The following is a 25,353-nucleotide window of genomic DNA, read 5'->3' as shown; positions in this document are numbered from 1 at the left end:
AAATGTCATTTTTGTAAGGAGCAGATATGCTATTTAACCGTAGACAGTTCTTTAAGATCTGTGCTGGTGGTATGGCAGGAACAACCGTAGCAACGCTTGGTTTTTCTCCGAATGTTGCGCTAGCGCAAACGCGTCAATATAAATTACTAAGATCTAGCGAAACACGTAATAACTGTACTTACTGTTCGGTTGGTTGTGGGATGTTACTATATAGTCGGGGTGATGGTGCTAAAAACGCTGTATCATCAATATTTCATGTTGAAGGCGATCCTGATCATCCAGTTAGTCGTGGTTCTTTATGCCCTAAAGGTGCTGGTGTATTGGATTATATCAAAAGTGAAAATCGTGTTAAATATCCCCAATACCGTGCCCCAGGTTCCGATAAATGGCAATCAATTAGCTGGGATGAAGCAATCGATCGCATTGCTCGTTTAATGAAAGCAGATCGCGATAAAAATTTTATTGCGCAAAATGAGCAAGGTAATACCGTTAATCGTTGGACGACGACCGGTTGGTTAGTCACCTCAGCAGCCAGTAATGAAACCGGTTGGCTCGCTTTTAAAGTTGCACGTGCATTAGGTATGCTCAGTCTTGAAACCCAAGCCCGTGTTTGCCACGGTCCCTCGGTATCAAGTTTAGCTGCCACTTATGGTCGTGGTGCAATGACAAACAACTGGAATGATATAAAAAATGCTGATGTGATTATCGTCATGGGAGGTAATGCCGCCGAAGCACATCCGGTAGGCTTTAAATGGGCAATGGAAGCAAAAATTCATAATGGCGCTGAACTCATTGCGATTGACCCGCGTTTCCAACGAACTGCTTCAGTGGCTGATCTTTACGTACCTATTCGTTCCGGTTCCGATATCACGTTTCTATTAGGGATTATTAATTATTTAATTAGCCACAATGACGTCAATTACGACTATCTGATTACACACACTAACGCCAGTTTAATAGTGAGAGAAGATTTTAATTTTGATGAAAACCAAGGCTTATTTAGTGGTTACGATGAAAATACTCGTCACTATGATACAACAAGTTGGTACTATGAGCTTGATGAAAAAGGTTACGCATTACGTGATGAAACGTTACAACATCCACGATGTGTTTGGAATCTGTTAAAAAAACATGTACACCGTTATACGCCCGAGGTTGTCAATAATATAACAGGAAGCTCAGTTGAGCATTTTATTCATGTCTGCCAATCACTTGCTAGTACTAAAACCAATAATCGCGCAGCCACATTTCTCTATGCTTTAGGCTGGACCCAACATAGCTACGGTACGCAAATCATTCGAACTGCCGCCATGATTCAGCTGTTGTTAGGCAATATTGGTGTAATGGGTGGCGGTATTAATGCCTTACGTGGGCATTCGAATATTCAGGGGTTAACGGATGTAGGATTATTATCTAATCGTCTTCCTGCTTACCTTGAATTACCAAAAGATTCACAGCTAACCTTAGAACAATATCTTACTGAAAAAACCCCTAAGCCACTTGGACCATCAGAAGTAAACTTCTGGGGAAATTATCCAAAATTCTTTGTCAGTTTTATGAAATCTATGTATGGCGAAAAGGCAACGGCTGAAAATAGCTGGGGATTTGATTGGCTACCTAAATGGGATAAAACCTACGATGTTTTGCAATTTAGTAAGATGATGCGCGATGGGCAAGCTAATGGCTTTATTTGTCAGGGCTTCAATCCTTTGGCCGCGTTACCTGATAAAAATGCTGTACGCGAAGGATTATCAAAACTTAAATTCTTAGTTAGTATCGATCCTATGCCAACGGAAACAGCAGTCTTTTGGCAAAACCATGGTGAATCTAATGATGTTGACCCTAGCCAAATTCAAACGGAAGTTTTCCGCTTACCGGCAAACTGTTTTGCTGAAGAAAATGGCACGATAGTCAACTCTTCACGATTATTACAATGGCATTGGGCGGCTGCAACCCCCCCAGCTCAAGCTAAATATGATCCAGAAATTATCGCGCGTATCTTTTTACGAATTAAAGAACTTTATCTAGAAGAAGGTGGGCCAGGTCAAGAACCCATCCATAATCTAAGTTGGAATTATTCTATCCCCAATGAACCTTCTGCTGAAGAACTAGCCAAGGATTATAACGGCTATGCGTTAGCTGATCTAAAAGATGACAATGGAAATATTACCGTTAAAAAAGGCCAATTGCTTAGCGGTTTTGCACAATTAAAAGCTGATGGCACAACTTCAAGTGGCATTTGGATATTCTGCGGTTGCTGGACTGAACAAGGTAATCAAATGGCACGTCGCGATCCTACCGATCCATCTGGTAAAGGTATCCATGCTGGTTGGGCATGGGCATGGCCAATGAATCGCCGAATACTCTATAACCGCGCCTCAGCCGATGCTAATGGTAAAGCATATGATCAGAATAAACTATTAATAGAGTGGAATGGTAACCAATGGACAGGAAATGATATTCCTGACTTCCCGACCACGCTGTCACCCGATACAAAAGCCGGCGCATTTATCATGAATAATGATGGTTTAGGTGGTCTATTTTGCTTAAACCGTCTTGTCGATGGTCCTTTTCCAGAACATTATGAACCATTTGAAACGCCTATTAATACCAATCCGCTGCATCCAAAGCAAATCCATAGTCCCGCAGTACGAATATTTGACGAAGATTTGGTGCGTTTAGGTAAAGCTGAACAATTCCCTTATGTGGGCACGACTTATAGTATTACTGAACATTTCCATTTTTGGACCCAACATGCCAGACTCAATGCCATTATTCAACCACAACAATTTATTGAAATCAGTGAGAATTTAGCAAAACAAAAAGGCATTAAGGTTGGTGATACCGTTAAGGTAAGTTCTAACCGAGGTTATATTAAAGCTAAAGCAGTAGTAACTAAACGTTTACCAACCCTAACTGTAGATGGCAAACAGATTGAAACAATTGGTATTCCTATTGTGTGGGGCTTTACGGGACAAACCCAAAAAGGCTTTTTAGTCAATGGGTTAACGCCTCATCTTGGTGATGCTAATTCGCAAACCCCCGAATATAAAACCTTTTTAGTCAATATCGAGAAAGTTTCTAGCGAAACTTCGATCGCTTAGTGGATTGGAGATCATAATTATGTCATTACAAACTCAAGACATTATCAAACGCTCAGCAACAAATCGTCTTACTCCTGCGCCAAAAGCGCGTGAATTTCAGCAAGAAGTGGCTAAGCTTATCGATGTTACAACCTGTATTGGTTGTAAAGCCTGCCAAGTAGCGTGTAGTGAATGGAATGATCTGCGAGCTGAAATTAGTGATACCGTTGGTGTCTATGATAACCCAAGGGATTTAGCTCCCAAAGCTTGGACGGTAATGCGCTATTCTGAAGTAGAAGTCGATGGCCATTTTCAATGGTTGATCCGTAAAGATGGTTGTATGCATTGTAGCGATCCTGGCTGCTTAAAATCATGTCCCGCTGAAGGCGCCATTATTCAATATGCCAATGGAATTGTCGATTTTCAATCTGAACACTGTATCGGTTGTGGATATTGTGTCGCTGGCTGTCCATTTAATATCCCCCGAATTAGCAAAGAAGATAATCGTGCTTATAAATGTACACTATGTGTCGATCGAATTGCCGTAGGACAAGAGCCTGCTTGTGTTAAAACTTGTCCGACTGGTGCGATCCATTTTGGCACTAAAGAGGATATGATCACCTATGCCGATGAGCGAATTGTTGATCTTAAGAATCGTGGTTTTCAAAATGCTGGTTTATATAATCCACAACAAGTTGGAGGAACACATGTGATGTATGTATTACATCACGCTAATCAACCCAGCTTATATCATGGATTACCAAATAACCCTCACATTAGTGAAATCGTCAAATTTTGGAAAGGTGCCTGGAAACCGATTTCTGCAGCGGCTTTTGTTGCCACTTTTGCTGGATTAGTTTTCCATTATATGGCTGTAGGTCCGATTGAAGTTGAAGAAGACGATGTTGAACGCGAAAAAGAGTTCGAACATCAAGCTCGTAAAGCCTTTCATGCTAAAAATGCTAAAACAACATCAACAATAATCGAGGAAAATCGCCATGAATAAGCAGGATATGCTATTAAGAACGCCTTTATTAGTAAGGTTTTGTCATGTTTTCATCGTCATTCTGTTTATCCTAACCGCGTTATCGGGCTTATCGCTATTCTTTCCTTCGATCAAAGCATTTGGCTTAGTTTTAGGTACGCCACAATTAGTCAGAGAATTACATCCTTTTTTAGGTGGCATAGTTTTTATCTTACTAATGTTTATGTTAATCAGATTAGCACACCACAATATTCCTAACCGCGATGATGTTCGTTGGTTAAAACATATTAATCGTATTATTGCAGGAAAAGAGCCTGAAGATATTCCAATCGGTAAATATAACGCTGGTCAAAAAATTTTATTTTGGTGTATTATGAGCCTGATCACCGTATTAATGATTACGGGAATCATCATGTGGCGTCGTTATTTTGCTCAATACTTTCCAATCGATATACTGAGACTGGCCATCTTTTTTCATTCATTAGCAGCAATTGGTTTAATTTTACTGATCATAGGTCATGCCTATATGGCTTTCTGGGTTAAAGGCTCGGTTAAAGGTATGATATCTGGCTATGTCTCACGAGCATGGGCCAGAAAGAACCATTCTAAATGGTATCATGATGAAATGAATAAAATATATCTTGAAGAACAAAAAACCAAACAAGCACAATCCAATGTGCAACAAAATAGTCAATAAAAGCCAGTATTATGATGCTGAAGTTAGATTAACAACAATAAAAATATAAGGTAATAGGACATTGAAAATCTTCCCAAAAAGAAAGATAAAAATAATACTTATTCCCGAATGTTGTTTCATCCATGTATTATTTAATAAAATAGGTTTATTATGAGCATTAAAATTGTTCCACAAGAACAGTTAACACAACCCAATCATAAAACCAGTATTATGCCTAACATTCCGTTAGTCTATTACCCAAAAACTGGACAACTATACTCGCACCGCATTGCTCGTATCGAACAACTGATTGCCGATAGCCCATTAAGTGATTATCTTCAATTTTGCCATAAAATTGTCTATGCTCAGGCACAAATTATCCTACAAGATGCAGTAGAATATGATCTTAATCAACTGGTGCAACAAGCAGCTAAATTGGATTGTTCCCCTTTATCGTTACAAAATTTACCGTTGGATACTAAATGGATCGACTATTTGTACTATATATTAAGTGCTACCAAATCAGTCACATCTGAAATTGATAATGTTCGTCAGCAACTCACTGGTTATACTAAAACAGTTTTATTAGCTAAGGCACAACAACTGATGTCTGGGCATTTTTTGCAAGTCGATAGTAACGAATCATTATTTATTTGGTCTGCCCTATCCGTATATTATACCCAACTTGCAAGTCAACTTTCAGGCAAAGCAACCGCAAATACTGCTGAACAATGCTGGCAATGTCCTGTTTGTCAAAGTAGTCCAACTGCCAGTATTATTCATATTGGTCAACATGCGGGATTACGCTATTTACATTGTAGCCTATGTGAAAGTGAATGGTATGTTCCACGTGCGAAATGCACATGTTGTGATAATTTAGAAAATATTAGTTATTATTCTCTTGATCAGGTTCTTACTGCTATTAAAACTGAATGCTGTGAAAAGTGTCATAGTTACCTAAAACTCTTTAATCAAGAGCATGATCCAGATTTAGATATCGTGGTCGATGATGTTAATTCTTTAATATTAGATTTAGAAACTGAACAATTAGGGTTTGCCAAAAGTGGCATAAATACTTTATTATTTTCAGCAGAACAATAATTAATCAGATGTGGATGCTATGCCTAATTTATTGATTAAAACTTTAATAATTATTAACTTACTCCCAACTTTGGCTTTTGCGAATATTGAAAAAGATCAGATCATCGATATCCCGATTGAGCAACAGAATATTACTGACCCAAAGGAGATGTTTGAGCTAGCTCTGAGAAATGATAATTACGTAGCAACTGCTCATGAGAAAGAATTAGCTTTTTATTGGTATCAAAAAGCCGCCATTCAAGGTTATCAACCTGCTGCCTTTAATCTGGCCTATTTTTATGAAAATGGTATTGGAACACAGATAAATCTTGACCAAGCTTGGTATTGGTTTCAAAAAGCCTATCCTTTAAAAGATACTTTACAACAAGTGGAGCAGAACAATCACCAATATGATTTTTTACCCTATTATTTAGCTGCCGCCAATCAAAATAATAGTTACGCGCAGTTTAAATTGGCCGTCATTTATGCGGAAGGGAATAGTTATCAAGATATCGATGCATCACAAGCCATTTATTGGTATGAAAAAGCCGCCGAATTAAATAATAGCGATGCCATGAATAGCTTGGGGTATTTCTATGAGATAGGTAAATATGTTACTAAAGATTATCAAAAATCGTTATTTTGGTATCAAAAAGCTGCCGAACTGGGTAATAGTATAGCCCAAGCCAATTTAGGTTTGATGTATCAATATGGTCGTGGTTGTGAGTTGGATATTCAAAAAGCGATGCAATGGTATGAAAAATCTGCGGCACTAAAATACACACGGGCGATGAATTTATTAGCCGAACTCTATGAAGAGGGTACAGCAGTAACACAAGATTATGCAAAAGCATTTGCTTGGTACACAAAAGGAGCAGAACTGAATAACACACTCAGTCAATTAAATTTGGCAAGAATGTATAACTATGGCTACGGAACTGAAATTGATGAAAAAAAATCCTTTTATTGGTATGAAAAAGCTGCTAATGCGGGCAATATCACGGCAATGGTTAATGTCGGTTACATGTACGATGTAGGTAAAGGCACTGAACAAGATTATTCCAAAGCCTTTTATTGGTACCGTAATGCGGCCATGGAAGATCAACCGATTGCGCAAAATAACTTAGCAATATTATATGAATATGGTACAGGTGTGGAAAAGGATTCTAATAAGGCCATACAATGGTATCAACTAGCAGCCGAACAAAATTATGCCAACGCGCAATTTAGAATGGGTTATTTTTACCAGTACGGTTATGGGGCAATCAAGCCTGATTATTATAAAGCCTACATTTATTATGATAAAGCCGCCCACCAAGGAAATGAATATGCACAAAATAATTTAGCTAATTTATATGATAATGGTTACGGTGTTAAACGAGATTTACGTTTAGCATTTTATTGGTATCAAAAAGCAGCCGAACAAGGTGAAACAATTGCTCAATATAATTTAGCTAATGCTTATTATCAAGGTAGAGGGATAGAAAAAAATCTAGCTCTCGCTTTAAAATGGTATGAAAAATCAGCTGAGAATGGTGATGATGATGCGCTTAATGCCATTGGTAATATTTATGAAAATGATTTCAACCAACCCCATAAAGCAATTGAGTGGTATACTAGTAAAGCTTATCAAGGGAATAGTTTTGCGGCAAATAAACTAGCTACCATTTATCAAGACAAAAAAAAATATGCTAGCGCTTTAAAATGGTTTAAATTTGCAGCTGAAAAAAATAATGCTTTAGCTCAATATAATTTAGCTAGCCTGTTATATCATTCGAATGATAAATATAATTCTTCATCAATGGTAAAAGCTTACGCTTGGGCAACATTATCAGAATTAAATGGTGAAAAGGATGCGACTCAACTATTAAAATTAATCAGAATAAAATTATCTACTGAACAAATTGCCGAAGCGAATAAACTAGTTGAGGAATATAAACAAAAATATTTGAACTGATAAAACACTTAACATTTAATTGTAATCTCGTTACAATGTATCATTATTGTACTAGTATAGAGATATTTATGATCAACCTTTTTTTTAAAAAATTATTTTTAGGTATAATATTAACCAGTTCATTATGTGTATATGCAAACGATGTTAAACATATTGCAATAACCGCAATTGTCGAGCACCCTTCTTTAGACCAAATTAGAGATGGAGTTAAGGACGAGCTTAGTGCACAAGGCTATCATTTAGGTAAAGATTTAATCGTTCAGTACCAAAGTGCACAAGGAAGTAGTGCCAATGCTGCGCAAATCGCTAAACAATTTGTTGCCAGTAAACCCGATGTGATTGTTGCTATCGCTACACCAAGTGCACAGGCCGTTGCCGCATCAACAAAAACAATCCCGTTGGTTTTTGCTGGCATTACCGATCCTATTGCTGCAAAATTAATAAAAAACTGGCAACCTACTGGCAGCAATATTACTGGTGTATCAGATTATCAAGCAGTCGAACCTCAAATTGCCTTTATGAAAAAAATTGTTCCCAATTTAAAATCGGTTGGCTATGTCTATAGCCCTGGGGAAATTAACTCAACTATCATTTTGAAACAGTTAAAAGAATTATTACCAGCACAAGGAATTAAATTTATCGCCGTTCCTGCTCAAAGAACGGCAGACATTCCAACTGCAGCCAAAAGTCTAGCTGGCAAAGTGGATCTAATCTATACCACGACCGATAATAATGTTGTTTCAGCATACGAATCCTTAGTGAAAGTCGCAAATGAAGCCAAAATCCCACTCTTAGCATCGTTTCCCGATGCAATTGAGCGCGGAGCTACCGCTGCGTTTGGTATGAGCTATTATGACGTAGGTCGACAATCTGGCAAATTAGTTGCGCGAATTCTACAAGGCGAAAAAGTCGGTAATATCACGCCTGAAATTGGCAAGGAGTTGCGTTTAATTGTTAATCTTGTGGCGGCTAAACGTTTAGGTATTAAAATTGCTCCAGAGGTAATTCAATCAGCTTATAAAGTGGTTGTTGAAAATTAATTTTCACCCATTCTTTTGTTACCCTAATCTAAAATCAGTGTAAGTAAACTAACTTACGCTGAATACTTTATATCCTAAACGATTATTACAACTTGCAATCAACCAAGTAAGCCTAATAGATAATCAAACCAATTAAAGTTGATAAAATCACTAGTATTGATAATAGTGTAAATAAAATGTTACAACATGTTTTTGTTTCAATGCTAGATAAACAGCTAAATTTATACTATAGTAGTCATTATTAAATTACTGTTGTATTTATAACTTTACAGGAAAATAAAATGAGCCATTTAAAAATTAAATTGCTTTCAATAATAAGTATGGCTTTTTGTTTAGTCATATCACCGTTTAATAGTTGGGCTGCTGATAAAGATGTTAAATATGTTGCCATTACTGCAATTGTTGAACATCCAGCATTAGATAATGTGAGAAAAGGCGTTGAAGATGAATTAAAAGCGAATTCTTATATTAATGGTGAAAATTTAAAACTACAATATCAAAGCGCACAAGGAAGTAGTGCCAATGCTGCGCAAATTGCTAAACAATATGCTGCTAGTAAACCTGATGTGATTGTTGCCATTGCGACACCTAGTGCCCAAGCCTTAGCAGCAACAACCAAAACGATTCCGATTATTTTTACCGCCGTAACAGATCCTGTAGCTGCAAAATTAACACCGAGCTGGCAACCTTCGAAAACCAATATCACAGGTGTATCCGATGCATTATCACTCGATACCCAAATTGATATGATGTTGAAAATTAAACCCGGAACAAAGTCGATTGGTTATGTCTATTCTCCAAGCGAAATTAATTCCACAATTGTACTAAAGCAATTACAACAACGCTTAGCTCAACACGATATCAAAATTATTTCTGTGCCAGCTCAACGCACTTCAGATATTCCAACCGCGGCACGCAGTTTAAAAGGTAAAGTAGATTTAATTTATACGACAACCGATAATAATGTTATCTCCGCTTATGAATCATTGGTTAAAGTCGCAAACGAAGCAAAAATTCCCCTTATTGCATCAGATCCAGATTCTGCAGCTCGTGGCGCTACTGCTGCTTTAGGAATGAGTTATTATGATTTAGGTCGTCAAGCAGGTAAAATGGTGATTCGTATTTTAAATGGTGAAAAAGCTGGTGATATCGCGCCACAAGTTGGTGAGGTAACCCAATTGGTCATTAATCCTAAAGCAGCTGAAAAACAAGGTGTAACACTTTCTGATGAAGTATTACAAATGGCGGCTAAAATTATTGATTGATTAATTAATTTGTTTTATTGCTTATTAATCCATTAATAAGCAAATTCATTAGGATATATAACTCATGTCATTTGAATTTTTTCTCGGTTCGTTAGAGATAGGCCTCATTTACGCCATTGTGAGTCTTGGGGTATTTATTTCATTTCGGTTGTTAGATTTCCCTGATCTGACTGCTGATGCTAGTTTCCCGTTAGGGGGGGCAATTTGTGGTTTATGTTTATACTTAGGCATCAATCCATGGCTTGCAACATTTTTTGGTACTGTTGGTGGTTGTATTGCTGGAATTATGACTGGTTGGTTATATGTCCGTTTAAATATTTTACAGTTACTATCCAGTATTATTGTTATGATTGGTCTTTATTCCATTAATTTACGGATCTTAGGACTAGGTAAATACCTTAATGATGAAATGGACACTTGGGTTGGATCACCTAATTTACCCCTGCTTAGTACTAATACTATTTTTAGTCCGTTTATTAATGAGGATGCTACCAATCAATATATTGTACAACCACTGCTAGTTTTCATATTCGTGATCGCTATTTGGTTTTTATTAAACGCCTTTCTTAATACTCAAAAAGGTTTAGCATTACGTGCTACAGGTACCAATCAACGTATGGCAAAAGCTCAAGGTATTGCAACTGGTCGAATGGTCATTTTAGGTATGGCGATTTCTAATGGCTTAATTGCATTGGGTGGATCATTATTTATCCAGACACAAGGAAGCGCTGATATTACTATCGGTGTTGGAACGATTGTTATTGGTCTTGCATCAATTATCCTTGGTGAAAGCATCTTCTCAGCTAAACGGATGTGGGCAATCACGTTATCCGTCATTTTTGGTTCGATCTTATATCGCTTATTTATTGCGATAGCCTTAGGTAATGAATTATTAAAAGATATTGGTATTGGCAGTGAAGATTTAAATTTGATCACGGCTATCTTAGTGGTTTTAGCGTTGGTATTACCAAAACAGTTAAAAAAATGGAAAAGCAAAAGAGGTAAATCCGCATGATAAAAGTCGAAGAATTGCAACTTACTTTTAATGCTAATACACCGATAGAAAATCATGTTTTACGTGGTTTAAACCTCAATATTAAAGAAGGGGAATTTGTTACGGTTATTGGTAGTAATGGTGCGGGTAAAAGTACGCTATTAAATGTTATCAGTGGTGATTTAATTGCTGATTCCGGTTATGTTATTATCAATGAAAAAGATGTCAGCCATTTACCCGCATGGCGTAGAGCGGGTTTAGTCGCACGTGTTTTTCAAGACCCAATGGTAGGTACGTGCGGTAATTTAACCATCCAAGAAAACTTGGCTCTTGCCTATAATCGTGGTAAAAGAAGCCGTTTAATACCAGCGTTAAATCATAAAATGACTGACATATTCCGAGAAAAATTGAGAGTTTTAGATCTTGGGTTAGAAAATCGTTTATCGGATATGATGGGATTGCTATCAGGAGGGCAACGACAAGCAGTAAGCCTATTGATGTCAACCTTACAACCGTCTAAGCTTTTATTGCTTGATGAACATACTGCCGCATTAGATCCAAAAACAGCTCAGTTTGTTTTAGAATTAACTAATCAAATTGTTAAAGAAAATAAATTGACGACAATGATGGTGACCCATTCAATGAAACAAGCTTTACATTATGGTACACGTACTGTAATGCTACATCAAGGTAGAGTGGTATTAGATGTATCTGGTGAAGAACGCCAAAAACTAACTGTTGCTGACTTACTTACAAAGTTTGAAAAAACGCGTGGCGAAGAAGTGACTGATGATACACTGTTATTAGGTTAATTACTATTTACCACTAATATTACTGGCAATTTGATATTCGAACCACAAAAACCACCTGATTAGGTGGTTTTGATTCTTTTTATTATACCTCGTAACATGGTTATACGGTATTAAAGCTAATTTCCCACTTGGCTTATTTTAAGTACCTTTTTAAACTATCACCACGTTATTACGCGTATAAAACTGATATAAAAGCTTATTGAAAAAATTTGTTAACAAGAGGAGTACCGACGGCTCGCTAACCCGTGATTTAGGATTGATAGAATGTTAAATATGGTACGCCAGCTATCAATACCGAAACATTCACTATTGTTTAAAATATGTAACTCAGTCATCTAGTTTATGGGGATAACAGAGTACACCGGCGGCTCGCTAGCCCTTAATTTAGGATTGCTGGAATGTTAAATATAGTACGCCAACTATCAATACCGAAACAATTACTATTGATTAAAATATATAACGTAGTCATCTATTTTGTGGGGGTTAACAGAGTACATTGAGGGCTCGCTAGCCCTCGATTTAAATATTGGTAATATGTGTTAGATATAGCACATCAGATATTAACCTTCGAAACATTCACTATTGTTTAAAATATGTAACTCAGTCATCTAGTTTGTGGGGGTAACAGATCACATCGGCGGCTCGCTAGCCCTTAATTTAGGATTGCTAGAATGTTAAATATAGTACGCCAACTATCAATACCGAAACAATTACTATTGTTTAAAATATATATCGTAGTCATCTATTTTGTGGGGGATAACAGAGTACATTGAGGGCTCGCTAGCCCTCGATTTAAATATTGGTAATATGTGTTAGATATAGCACTTCAGATATTAAGATCCGAAATAATCACTACACAAATAAAAGAATTAATTAAAAATACTAAACAAAATTAGAATAGCTCTAAACCAACTTGCTTATTCTAATACAGCAGCTAAGCTGGTTTTTATCACAATAATATTATTTTGCTAAGAAATATTCTTTTTCATATTCTCGGGCTTTTTTGTCATCAAACAATCCTTCCCAACGCGCAATAACAATTGCTGCCAATGCATTGCCGACGACATTAACAACAGTACGTCCCATATCTAAAATACGTTCAACACCCATAATATAGCTAATACCTTCTAAAGGAATTCCTACACTGCCAAGTGTTGCAGCAAGAACTAGGATTGACGCACCTGGTACACCAGCAATACCTTTTGAAGCAATCATTAAAGTAATAACGATAATAATTTGCTGCATGATCGATAAATCAATACCATATAATTGTGCCAAAAATATCACGACAATACTTTGATAAAGTGTTGAACCATCAAGATTAAATGAATAACCGGTAGGAATGACAAAACTAGTTACTGATTTTGGTGCACCATACGCTTCCATTTTCTCGATAATCTTCGGTAATGCCGTTTCAGAACTTGCGGTTGAAAAAGCAATAACTAACTCTTCTTTTAAAATTCTTAGTAACATAAAAATATTGAAATGACATAACTTACAGACGAATCCGAGTACAACCAGTGTGAAAACCACCATCGCTAAATATACCAAAGCAACTAACTGTAATAATGGTATTAATGATGCGAAACCATATTTAGCAATCGTTACCGTCATTAAAGCAAAGACGCCTATTGGCGCATAAAGCATAATCATATTAGTGACTTTAAACATGGTATCAGAAATGACTTTTAAGAAGTCAATAAACGGCTGGCGTTGTTTATCTGGTAAATTCATTAGCCCTAAACCAAAGAATACGCAGAAGAAAATAACCGGTAATACTTCACCATTTGTCATGGCGTTAAAGATATTAGCAGGAATCATATCCAAAATCATGACGATGAGTCCATGCGGTTTTTCACTCATTTCGGCACTTTTTGAAATATAGGTTGAAACATCCGCTTGAGTCAATTGTTCTAAGTTGACACCTTCTCCAGGGCAAAATAAATTACCAAATAATAAACCTAATAAAATCGCAATTGTGGTAATAATCTCAAAATATAAAATAGTTTTAAAACCAAGCGTACCTAATCGTTTAGAGCCACCTAAACCAGCAATGCCTAATGTTAAGGTACTTAAAATAATCGGCAACACGATCATTTTAATCAATTTAATAAAGATTTTCCCTGCTGGTCCAAAAATATTCTCGATCATGAATTGGTAATAACTATTTAATGGATGAGCTGAGGCAGAAATATTGTGTAATAATGTACCAACAATAACTCCAAAAATTAAAGCAAACAATATTTGCCAAGCGAGACTTTTACTAAATTTTTTTAAAATTAATGACATATCTTTCCCTTTCCGATAATTATTAATAAAAGATCTGTTTACAGTAATCTTTTATTGCTCTATTCAAACGGGGATGAGCATTATTCCTCATCATTTTGATTAAGTTCGCTGTCATCTTCAGCCTCAGCAACACGCTGTAAACCGACAACTTTTTCATTTTCAGCAGTACGAATTAACGTTACACCCTGCGTATTTCGACCCACGATACTCACTTCGCTAACTCGTGTTCTTACCAATGTTCCAGCATCAGTGATCAACATGATTTGATCCGTTTCTTCGACTTGAACTGCACCCACGACTTGACCATTACGTTCACTGACTTTAATTGAGATAACACCTTTAGTCGCTCGTGATTTTGTCGGATAAGACGCTTGTTCGGTTCGTTTACCATAACCATTTTGGGTAGCCGTTAAAATCGCACCATCGCCACGAGGTACAATTAAAGATACGACTTTGTCATCATGATCAAGTTTTATACCACGAACACCAGCAGCAGTCCGCCCCATAGCACGTACCTTATTAGCAGGGAAACGAACAACTTTACCATTAGCAGAAAATAACATGATATCTTCCGTAGTAGAGATTTCTGTTGTTTCCTCATCTTCAGATTCAATCTCTTCAATGATAACATCGTCATTGATTTCGTCATCTTCTATCACTGACAACGGATCATTATTAGTTAAATCAACCCCAATTAATTCATCATCATCACGTAAATTAATAGCGATAATGCCTCCACTACGTGGACGACTAAATTCGATCAGTGATGTTTTCTTAACCGTGCCTTGTGCTGTCGCCATAAAGACACAATGTTCATCATCAAATTCTCTAACTGGTAAAATGGCCGTAATGCGTTCATTTGCTTCCAACGGCAGTAAATTGATGATCGGACGCCCTCTTGCGCCACGGCTAGCTTCTGGTAATTGATAAACTTTCATCCAATACAAGCGCCCTCGACTTGAGAAGCAAAGAATAGTATCGTGTGTATTGGCAACAAGAAGTTTTTCAACAAAATCCTCTTCTTTGATTTTAGTTGCTGATTTACCTTTCCCGCCACGACGTTGTGCTTCATAATCAGATAATGGCTGATATTTAACATATCCTTGATGTGAAAGTGTGACGACCACATCTTCTTGAGCAATGAGATCTTCAATATTGATATCAGCGCTGCTTGCGGTAATTTCTGTCCGTCTGGCATCTTGGAATTGCGCTTTAACACTTTCTAATTCCTCGCGGATAACTCCCATTAAACGCTGAGGATTAGCCAAAATATGCAATAGTTCAGCAATTTGCGTCAATAATTGTTTATATTCATCGAGAATTTTTTCGTGCTCAAGCCCAGTTAAACGATGTAAACGTAATTCTAAAATTGCCTGAGCTTGCGCATCAGATAAATGATAATAACCATCCCGAATCCCATATTCAGGAGCAAGATCCTCTGGGCGAGCAGCATCGTTACCAGCTTTTTCAAGCATTGAAGCGACATTACCTAATTGCCAAGCTTTTTCCAATAATTTAGCTTTCGCCTCGGCTGGAGTTGCTGCGGCACGTATCAACTCAATGATCGGGTCGATATTTGCTAATGCAATAGCTAAACCTTCTAAAACATGGGCTCGTTCGCGCGCTTTACGCAACTCAAAAATAGTACGACGTGTCACCACTTCGCGACGATGTAGCACAAACGCTTCAATCATATCGCGTAAGTTAAGCAATTTAGGTTGTCCTTTATAAAGGGCAACCATATTAATCCCAAAGGTAACTTGTAGTTGCGTTAAGGAATAAAGATTGTTCAAAACAACTTCACCTACGGCATCACGTTTAATCTCAATAACAATACGCATACCATCTTTATCAGACTCATCACGTAATGCCGAAATACCTTCTATTTTTTTATCTTTTACCAATTCAGCGATTTTTTCGATAAGTTTTGCTTTATTAACTTGGTAAGGAATTTCATGAACAATAATGGTTTCACGTCCGGTTTTATCATCAACCTGAATTTCCGCTTTTGATCGAATATAGATTTTACCTCGACCCGTTTTGTAAGCTTCCTCTATACCTTTGCGACCATTAATCATTGCCGCAGTCGGGAAATCTGGTCCTGGAATATACTCCATTAAACCATCAACCGTGATGTTTTCATCTTCGATAAATGCCAAACAACCATTAATGACTTCGGCTAAATTGTGTGGTGGAATATTGGTTGCCATACCCACAGCAATACCAGAGGAGCCATTAACTAATAATGCAGGTATTTTCGTTGGTAACACTGCCGGTATTTGTTCTGTACCATCATAATTAGGGACAAAATCAACTGTTTCCTTTTCCAGATCGGCTAATAATTCATGAGCAATTTTTGCCATACGAATTTCGGTATAACGCATTGCCGCAGCAGAATCACCATCAACCGAACCAAAATTACCTTGCCCATCAACCAACATATAACGTAATGAAAAAGGTTGCGCCATACGGACAATCGTATCATAAACCGCGGTATCACCATGAGGGTGATATTTACCGATAACATCACCGACAACACGCGCAGATTTTTTGTAAGCTTTATTCCAGTCATTACCTAAAACATTCATCGCAAAAAGTACACGTCGATGAACGGGTTTTAAACCATCTCGGACATCAGGTAATGCACGTCCTACAATCACCGACATTGCATAATCAAGGTAAGATGTTTTTAATTCTTCTTCTATATTAACAGGTGTAATTTCTCTGGCGAGTTCTGTTGTTGATACTTCGGTCATAGAACCACTTTCTCTCTTGATAAAAATAAATAAATTTATCTGAAATTATATCATAATTTTAACAAATTAGGCAGTGAAATAGTTAAATTAAATCAGTCGGGATAACAGGTTAAAGCTGGCATTTTTAATATAAAATATCATCTTTTATAAATGGTAAAATAGTGAATAATGAATAACATAACTTTAAATCATAACGGTAGCTTATTTTCGAATAGTTGATATTTAATTTTACAATTCTCCAGTACTAGCTAACACTTTTTTATTTAATAAAAAGCCACATAATTAATTATGTGGCTTTATTGTATAAATAATTACATTAAGATTAAAATCGTTACTCTTTATTCTTTGATTTATTTTTCTTAAGAAAACTACCTATTAAATCTTTCACTTTTTCCTTCTCATCATCACCATTATTATCTGATGCATCATTATTTTTTGTATCGCTTGAAGTATCTTTAAGCTTATTATTTAGACGATCTTTCAGACGCTCAAGCTCATTTTGAATTTTGTCGTTAAACACATCGCTAACCAATTTATCAGTATTCACTTGATATTGTAATTGATCAAATTTACCATGAATGCGTAATGGTATTTCAACCTTTTGTAACTTTTGGATAGTCTTACTATCTTGATTCCAACCACCTAAAATTTTAACTAATAAATTAATATCTAAATCATGTTTATCTAAACCAATTCGACCACTCCCATTCATGTCTAACGTGGATGATGCAGCCTTAATCGCAGAAAGATTCATATCACCATTAGCTAAAGTGGCATTTGCACTGAGTTCATGCAAAGAGGTATATTTTTGATAATCATCTGAAGATACAGCCTTTTTCCAAAATTTTGCAACAGCATCTTGCACAATTTGTTGTAAATTAATATTATCAAAACGGGCGTTATTTACCGCCATACCTAAATCACCGGTCAATGATTTCATGATATTATCTGGATTAATACTGGTTAATACGACATTACCGTTGGCATTAAGTTGTCCTTTTAAATTATTCACCATCTCTAATTGACTTAATAAACTGCCTAGATCAATATCAGTGATTTTTGTCGCTAATTTGATTAAAGTGGTCGACTGTTTGCCATTGGCAATCCCTTTGGCATTAATATGCCCATTAGCAATATCAAAATCTGCTTTTTCAATTGTTGCTATACCATCCTTATTGGATAGATTAACCACTAATTGATTAATTACTAATTTTTTAAATAAGACCTCATTTACACTCAGGCTAAATTTTGCATCAAAATTGTTTAAAAATGATAATTCATTTCCTTTAGCCGGCGTCGATGTTACAACTGGTTGTTTTCGCGATATTTGTTCGGTATTTACATTATCAGAGATTTTATTAGGGTTAGTAAATGGTGTTAAATCAAATTTGTCGGAAGTAAATATTCCTTCAAAGTAAGGTTTTTTATCAAGGTTAGCTTGCAATTTGCCGGTAATCTTATTGCCATTTAAAATTAAAGCAAAATCATTACTATGCATGGTCATTGGTGTTTTCTGATAATTAAAAGTTCCCGTGACTTGCCCTTTTAATTGATCAGCTGCCTCCCCAACGCCCTTATAATTATAATCTAACTTATTTAATACGACTTCTGCACTTTCTGGGAAATGAAGCAAATTAACATCGGCATTTAAAGCATAAATGAAATCCTTCTGATCACGATTGACACTGCCGCTAAAATCAATCGAAACGTGTTTTTCATCTTTTTGTGTCACCGAAAGGTCAATATTTCTAAAATTAATAATATCTTTATCCTTTTGGTAAACAACGGTGCTATCAACAATATCTAACTTATTAAGAGTAAATCGCCAATTTGATGGTTTTTTCGCGTCGGTATTTTGTTCAGTTTTTTGATTAACGGTTGTGGTTGGTTTACCATTCTGGGCCACTTGTCCTTTACTGTCGTCTGAAATATTGATAATAGCGGATTTTACCAATACATTTTTAACAGTTAATTGTTTGGAAAATAAAGGGAGTAATTCAACATCAAGACGCATATTATCAGCAGTTAATAATGGTTTTTTTGCTCCTTCATCGACCAAACGGACTGAATCAGTCAAAATACTAATTTGGGGCCAAACATGCCAACGCAAATCCCCCTCTATTGTTAACACATAACCTGTTTTATCTTTAACTGTTTCAGAGATATAGCCTTTGAAATTATTTGGATCGACAAATACCACTAAAGCGATAATACCGGCTATAACTAATACAATTAGAATTAACAATGTCAATAATAACTTCTTAACCATCTTACTTCCCTCATTCCACACACTTAATCTTTATCTATTCGGCTCGCGACTGCGCCTTGTTGCCCTTTATATTTAGCATCTTGACGACGATTATATGGCCGATCTGCTGGACCGCTTAATGTCTCAAAGCTCAAGGCACCGATTGTCATATTTGGCCTTAAGGCTAACGGCAATTTACCCGAATTATAAAACTCCAAAACAATTTGACCATCCCATCCTGGATCGATACGATGTGCGGTGACATGCACCATCAATCCAAGACGAGCCAGCGATGAACGACCATCTAACCAACCGACTAAAGTATCTGGAATTGATACTGATTCTAATGTTACCGCTAACGCCAGTTCGCCGGGATGCAAATAAAATGCTTCGTCGTCAGCTAAAATAATTTCTTCACCCATAATTCGTTCAAGTGCTAAGGAAACATCTTCTTTTGGACCACTTAAATCAATATAAGGGGCCGTATGTTCGCGAAAAGTTCGAAATCGGTTGCCTAACCTTACGTCAACTGTTGCACCATTAATACTATTAGGGTGTGGTTGAGGGGTGATTTTTAGTTTTCCTGCAGCTAAATATGCTTCAATATCACGATCGCATAATCTCATTTATTTGACTCCGAACAAATTTTTAATCTGTCCCCATTTTAGCAGATAGTCACTGGTTTGATAAATTTAACTTTAATTTCGATTTTTTTTCGGTAGTTGATTATCAAGATTACATAAATAAAATCATATTTTTCAAAACGTTAAAAATGTGATGACTCATAATTTAAGCTAATCTTAACATTTAACAACCTATTAAATCTATTATCAATAAATTGATTGCTTATTTTATAACTTTTAGCTTATTCATACGTTTTTTCCGTGTAGTATGGACTTATATTGATTGAAAAGTTATAAAAGCAATGTATAGAATAATATGGCAAAGTTTATCAATTACTTAATTAAAATATATTGGCTAAATCTTTAGGTTAAGGTATTGTTAAGTCTTCCTCTTTTTTGATTATTTAATTTATTATCTTCATTATGAATCCTATTTATATTACGATTGGTATGCTTACCCTAAGCAATCTTTTTATGACTTTTGCTTGGTACGGTCACTTAAAATTTTTACATAATAAAACATGGATTGTCGCTGCTTTAGTCAGTTGGGGAATCGCCTTGTTTGAATATTTATTACAAGTGCCTGCCAACCGCATTGGTTATCAAGTCGCTTCCGCAGGACAACTAAAAATTATTCAAGAAGTCCTTAGCTTAAGTGTCTTTATTCCTTTTTCACTCTTTATTTTAAAAGAGCCCTTTAAGTTAGATTATATTTGGGCGGGTTTATGCTTACTCGGCGCCGTTTTTTTTATGTTTCGTGATAAGATTATGAGCTGAAACGCAAGTTCATTGATCAGCTTTATTGCAATACCAAAGCGTTAATATAGTTTATGACGCTTTGGTGCATATTACTCTTGACTATAATGTTTTCACAGAAATATCAGGAAGAATCACTTTACCTTGGAAATAAAGTATTGAAGCTATGTTGTCTGCCAAATGGCAATATATATCGGTAAATTTACTTGTTGGATGACTCATCACCGTTGGCTTACCTTGATCTAAATCCTGCCGTAATGAACGGTGTAATGGAATTTGCCCAAGTAATTGCGTGTGATATTGTTGCGCTAATTTTTTGGCCCCTTCTTCACCAAAAATTGTTTCATGATGACCACAATTCTCACAAATGTGGTAACTCATATTTTCAATGATCCCGAGCGTAGGAATATTGACCTTATTAAACATCGCAATCCCTTTTTGAGCATCAATCAAGGCAATATCTTGTGGAGTTGTCACAATGATACTAGCTGTTACCGGAATACTTTGGGCTAAGGTTAATTGGATATCGCCGGTTCCTGGTGGCATATCAATTACTAAATAATCTAATGTTGGCCATAACGTATCATAAAGCATTTGTAACAATGCTTTACTCGCCATTGGGCCACGCCATACCATTGCATTGCCCTGTTCAACCAAATATCCAATGGAATTAGTAGCTAAACCGTATGCCATAATTGGCGTCATATGTTGATTATCAGGTGTCAGTGGATGTTGATCACTCGTACCAAGCATTGTTGGAATAGATGGACCATAAATATCTGCATCTAGTAAACCCACTTTAGCCCCTTCATGTTGCAATGCTAATGCTAAATTTACCGCTGTAGATGACTTACCGACCCCACCTTTTCCCGAACTTACAGCAATAATATTTTTAATATTTTTTACCGCATGCTGATTATTAGCACGCTTTAAAGTCGCAATATCATATTCGATTGACCAAAGAACGGCTTTGGCTTTCGTTGTTTGAATAATTTTATCCGTCGTTTGTTGTTGTAGTATTTCAAAAACACTTCGCCAAACAAAAGGCATGACCAAAGAAATTTTTAACTTATCCCCAAACCAGACACACTCTTTGACTGCATTTAACTCAAACAAATTTTTGGTTAATGTTGGATGGTTAAATTCAGATAAGATGAATTTAACTGATGTTAAATCTCTAACAGACATTGATACTAACCTTATAATCCATTAATTTATGATTTTATTGCAACAAATTATGGCACAAATCTAGCGATAATCCTATGTTTGATGTAGTATTTACAGATCATTAGCTGGAATTTAGCTTGCGCAAATATTAAGCAAGGCATAATATCAGCACTCTAGAGAGATATATCCTAAATCAGCAAGAATTAGAAGGTGTTAAAGATGACTGACAAACGTAGAATTTTGGTAACCTGTGCCCTGCCTTATGCAAATGGTGCAATTCATTTAGGTCATATGCTTGAACATATTCAAGCCGATGTATGGGTTCGTTATCAACGCATGCGTGGTCATGAAATCTATTTTATTTGTGCCGATGATGCCCATGGTACACCAATTATGCTTAAAGCAGAACAATTAGGTATAACACCCGAACAGTTAATTGCTAGCGTTAAGCAAGAGCATAAACGGGATTTTGCTGGTTTTAATATTAGTTTTGATAATTATCATTCTACTCACAGCCCAGAAAATCGTGAGTTATCAGAATTAATTTATCAGCGCTTACAAAACCATGGTTATATAAAAACTAAAATTATTTCTCAGCTTTTCGATCCTGAAAAACAGATGTTTTTACCTGATCGTTTTGTTAAAGGTACTTGCCCTAAATGTAAATCACCGGATCAATACGGCGATAACTGTGAAGTTTGTAGTGCAACATATAGTCCTATTGAGCTTATCAATCCTAAATCAGTGATTTCTGGCGCAACGCCAATAATCAAAGATTCCGAACATTACTTTTTTGATTTACCAGAATTTAAATCAATGCTTCAAGAATGGATTCGCTCAGGTTCTCTGCAAGAACAAGTGGCTAACAAAATGCAGGAATGGTTTGAATCTGGTTTACAGCCTTGGGATATTAGTCGTGATGCACCATATTTTGGTTTTGAAATTCCTGGTGTTCCTGGCAAATATTTTTATGTTTGGCTTGATGCCCCAATTGGCTATATGGGATCGTTTAAAAACTATTGTGACCATAGAGGTACAATATCATTCGATGATTTTTGGCAAAAAGATTCATCGACTGAACTGTATCATTTTATTGGTAAAGATATTGTTTACTTCCATAGCTTATTTTGGCCAGCAATGCTGGAAGGTAGTGATCATCGTAAACCAACTAATATATTCGTGCATGGCTATGTTACGGTTGATGGTGCTAAGATGTCTAAATCACGTGGAACCTTTATTCAAGCTAATACTTATCTAAAATACCTTGACCCTGATTGTTTACGTTATTACTATGCTGCCAAATCATCAGCGGCGATCGATGATATCGACCTAAGTCTTGAAGATTTTGTTCAACGTGTTAATAGCGATATTGTTAACAAAGTAGTAAATATTGCTTCACGTTGTGCTGGATTTATTCATAAGCGTTTTGATGGCAAACTATCACAATACATTTTAGATCAAGATCTGTATGATATGTTTATTGCAAAGGCCTCTATTATTGGTGAACATTATGAAGCACGTGAACTAGGTAAAGCCATTCGTGAAATTATGGCACTAGCCGATGAAGCAAATCGTTTCATTGATGAAAAAGCACCTTGGATTGTAGCAAAGCAGGCAGATCAAGAACAATTGCTACAAGATATTTGCTCGATGGGCATTAACCTATTCCGAGTAATTATGACTTATTTAACACCAGTTATTCCATCATTAAGTCAACGAAGCGAAGAGTTTTTAAATACAACATTACAATGGGATACGTTAGATCAACCATTGGTTAATCATACGATTAATAAATTTAAAACATTGTTTAGCCGTATTGAAATGTCGAATATCGAAAAGATGATTGAAGAAACCAAAACACTATTAAATACTATCACTCAACCAACCGGTGCAATCGCCGAACAACCAATTTCAGATATCATCAATTTTGATGTTTTCGCCAAAGTTGATTTGCGTGTAGCTTTAATTAAAGAAGCAAAACTGGTGGAAGGTTCAGATAAATTACTTCAATTAACCCTCGATTTAGATGGTGAAATTCGCAATGTGTTTTCAGGTATCCGCAGTGCTTATCCTGATCCCTCACAACTTGAAGGTAAACTGACTGTTATGGTCGCTAACTTAGCACCTCGTAAAATGCGTTTTGGCGTTTCACAAGGCATGGTGCTTTGTGCCAGTGGTACACAAGATAATGCTGGCTTATATTTATTATCACCAGATAGTGGTGCTAAACCAGGTATGAAAATTAGCTAACCGGCTTTTATTTATCGTCACGACTCGTGATGCTTAAAAAGTGACTCTAATTACCAACTAATAAAAATAACCCCGAAACTATCGGGGTTTTATTTTATAAAGCGCTAAATTATCAGTTAATAATAAGTGAAATTGATCATCTCAAATAAGTCAATATTATCATAAGTTTTTCAAGTCCTTGTTAAGACTGGAGATAATAGGTGACTATTTTTGGGTGGTGCCAATAACCATACTCGACCATAATGATTGTAATAACCGGCTAAATTCCCTGCTTGCTCACCGATTCCCTGATAAATATCTAGATGTTGACCTTTAATTGCTCCCCCTATATCCAAAGCAATCATTAATCTTAATTCTCGTTGCCCTTGATAAATTCCCTTATCATCGAGTAACGGTATATCAACGAGTAATACTGAACCTGCTGGTATTATCGATTGATCTGAGGCGACTGAAGCTCTAGCGATTAATGGTACCCCCGTTGAACCAATGACTAGAGCATGTTGTTGGGGTTCGAAGAAAACAGTTGAAGCATTCTGAATCAATAAATTTTTTACCACTTGCTCATCTTGTTCTTTTGCCCAAGCTTTTATCGCTTGCATGGATACTTTTCCGCGTTGGAATTTACCTTGCTCAATCAATAATCGTCCAATGCTTTTATAGGGATGACCATTTTTACCATTATAACCAAAAAATATAGGTGGTGAACCATCTTCAAAATCAATAAAACCACTACCTTGTACTTCCATAATAAAATTATCAATCAAAGAATCGGTATAGGCAATTTCTAGCTTTTGACCGTCTAATGCGCCATCATAAATTTCTAATCTTGATGGTAATCGCGTAGAAAAATTCCTTGGTTTTGCATATAGAGGATAACGATACCGCCCTTGTGGGGTACGCCGTCCCTTCATCACAGGTGTATAGTAACCAGTTAAATGCACATTTCCCCACTTATCTTGACCTTGTAACTGATAAGTACTTAATCCGACAAAATTGAATTGATTTGTTGCTAAACCTTCGATAATCCATTGATTAATTGCATTATATACTGCCTTATTTTGGTTAAATAATGAAGGTGAATATTGCTCAATCAGTTTAACTTGCTGCAAGTAACTATCAATATTGATGGGTCGATTCAGATGAGGTTGAGCTAAGTTTAACAACCTAGGTAATTGACCATTGGTATATTGTTGACCATGTTGAGTAGGATGATATTGACAGGATGTTAGAATAATGATGAAAAGTAAATACCTTATTGTTTTCCATTTTATTAATTTACGTAATACCTGACCTAGATCCATTTCAGCCTCATTTTGATTCATAAAAACATTATAACCTTATAATACATTTCACAATATTATATTTTTGAATA

At 36.2% G+C, this 25,353-nt stretch carries 17 protein-coding genes; 11 read left to right on the top strand and 6 right to left on the bottom strand.

Annotated features, from left to right (window positions below; all coding sequences use genetic code 11):
* Positions 1–26 precede the first annotated feature (26 nt).
* The 9 genes from fdnG (at position 27) to FcAc13_RS01235 (ending at position 11,892) form a co-directional block, all read left to right on the top strand.
* Entirely contained in the window at positions 27–3,104 is a 3,078-nt protein-coding gene (gene fdnG / locus FcAc13_RS01275; protein WP_187754394.1) for a formate dehydrogenase-N subunit alpha, read from the top strand.
* Between the two features lie 19 nt (positions 3,105–3,123).
* Positions 3,124–4,089 carry a formate dehydrogenase subunit beta gene (gene fdxH, locus FcAc13_RS01270; RefSeq protein ID WP_187754393.1) on the top strand — a complete coding sequence of 322 codons (966 nt, stop codon included), beginning with the start codon at positions 3,124–3,126 and terminating at the stop codon, positions 4,087–4,089.
* The gene (locus FcAc13_RS01265) at positions 4,082–4,765 is read left to right on the top strand and encodes a formate dehydrogenase subunit gamma (RefSeq protein ID WP_187754392.1); all 684 of its coding nucleotides are present in this window, start codon (positions 4,082–4,084) and stop codon (positions 4,763–4,765) included. Before fdxH ends, FcAc13_RS01265 begins: the two co-directional genes overlap by 8 nt.
* Before the next feature lie 150 nt (positions 4,766–4,915).
* Entirely contained in the window at positions 4,916–5,845 is a 930-nt protein-coding gene (gene fdhE, locus FcAc13_RS01260; RefSeq protein ID WP_187754391.1) for a formate dehydrogenase accessory protein FdhE, read from the top strand.
* A gap of 19 nt (positions 5,846–5,864) precedes the next feature.
* Positions 5,865–7,781 (top strand): SEL1-like repeat protein, encoded by a 1,917-nt coding sequence (locus tag FcAc13_RS01255; protein ID WP_187754390.1) that lies wholly within the window; start codon positions 5,865–5,867, stop codon positions 7,779–7,781.
* Positions 7,782–7,849: 68 nt separating this feature from the next.
* Positions 7,850–8,821, top strand: a complete 972-nt coding sequence (locus FcAc13_RS01250; RefSeq protein ID WP_187754389.1) for an ABC transporter substrate-binding protein — start codon at positions 7,850–7,852, stop codon at positions 8,819–8,821.
* 281 nt (positions 8,822–9,102) lie between these two features.
* A complete protein-coding gene (locus FcAc13_RS01245; protein WP_187754388.1) occupies positions 9,103–10,086 on the top strand; it encodes an ABC transporter substrate-binding protein in 984 nt (327 codons plus the stop codon).
* A 64-nt stretch (positions 10,087–10,150) separates the two neighbouring features.
* Entirely contained in the window at positions 10,151–11,101 is a 951-nt protein-coding gene (locus FcAc13_RS01240; protein WP_187754387.1) for an ABC transporter permease, read from the top strand.
* Positions 11,098–11,892: an ABC transporter ATP-binding protein gene (locus FcAc13_RS01235; protein ID WP_187754386.1), complete on the top strand. Its 795-nt coding sequence runs from the start codon at positions 11,098–11,100 to the stop codon at positions 11,890–11,892. Before FcAc13_RS01240 ends, FcAc13_RS01235 begins: the two co-directional genes overlap by 4 nt.
* A gap of 960 nt (positions 11,893–12,852) precedes the next feature.
* On the opposite strand, the gene gltP is transcribed toward FcAc13_RS01235, so the two are convergent.
* The 4 genes from gltP to dcd all read right to left on the bottom strand — a co-directional run bounded on the left by gltP (position 12,853) and on the right by dcd (position 19,811).
* On the bottom strand, positions 12,853–14,181 hold the full coding sequence (gene gltP, locus FcAc13_RS01230; RefSeq protein ID WP_187754385.1) for a glutamate/aspartate:proton symporter GltP: 1,329 nt from the start codon (positions 14,179–14,181) through the stop codon (positions 12,853–12,855).
* Between the two features lie 80 nt (positions 14,182–14,261).
* Positions 14,262–16,937: a DNA topoisomerase (ATP-hydrolyzing) subunit A gene (gyrA, locus tag FcAc13_RS01225; RefSeq protein ID WP_187754384.1), complete on the bottom strand. Its 2,676-nt coding sequence runs from the start codon at positions 16,935–16,937 to the stop codon at positions 14,262–14,264.
* Positions 16,938–17,268: 331 nt separating this feature from the next.
* Positions 17,269–19,206: an outer membrane assembly protein AsmA gene (gene asmA, locus FcAc13_RS01220; protein ID WP_187754383.1), complete on the bottom strand. Its 1,938-nt coding sequence runs from the start codon at positions 19,204–19,206 to the stop codon at positions 17,269–17,271.
* A gap of 23 nt (positions 19,207–19,229) precedes the next feature.
* On the bottom strand, positions 19,230–19,811 hold the full coding sequence (dcd, locus tag FcAc13_RS01215) for a dCTP deaminase (RefSeq protein WP_187754382.1): 582 nt from the start codon (positions 19,809–19,811) through the stop codon (positions 19,230–19,232).
* Positions 19,812–20,231: 420 nt separating this feature from the next.
* Between dcd and FcAc13_RS01210 the strand changes: the two genes are divergently transcribed.
* Entirely contained in the window at positions 20,232–20,585 is a 354-nt protein-coding gene (locus FcAc13_RS01210) for a DMT family protein (RefSeq protein WP_187754381.1), read from the top strand.
* 81 nt (positions 20,586–20,666) lie between these two features.
* On the opposite strand, the gene apbC is transcribed toward FcAc13_RS01210, so the two are convergent.
* Complete coding sequence (gene apbC / locus FcAc13_RS01205) at positions 20,667–21,752, bottom strand: iron-sulfur cluster carrier protein ApbC (protein WP_187754380.1); 1,086 nt, start codon at positions 21,750–21,752, stop codon at positions 20,667–20,669.
* A 198-nt stretch (positions 21,753–21,950) separates the two neighbouring features.
* On the opposite strand from apbC, the gene metG reads away from it, so the two are divergent.
* Positions 21,951–23,981, top strand: coding sequence for a methionine--tRNA ligase (metG, locus tag FcAc13_RS01200; RefSeq protein ID WP_187754379.1), 2,031 nt, complete (start codon positions 21,951–21,953; stop codon positions 23,979–23,981).
* Between the two features lie 170 nt (positions 23,982–24,151).
* On the opposite strand, the gene mltA is transcribed toward metG, so the two are convergent.
* Positions 24,152–25,303 carry a murein transglycosylase A gene (gene mltA / locus FcAc13_RS01195; RefSeq protein ID WP_246415074.1) on the bottom strand — a complete coding sequence of 384 codons (1,152 nt, stop codon included), beginning with the start codon at positions 25,301–25,303 and terminating at the stop codon, positions 24,152–24,154.
* Positions 25,304–25,353 lie beyond the last annotated feature (50 nt).

This window comes from Frischella japonica (assembly GCF_014489845.1).
Lineage (GTDB): Bacteria > Pseudomonadota > Gammaproteobacteria > Enterobacterales > Orbaceae > Frischella > Frischella japonica.
The sequence above is the reverse complement of the archived record's forward strand: the minus strand, read 5'-3'. Positions and strand labels throughout refer to the sequence as shown.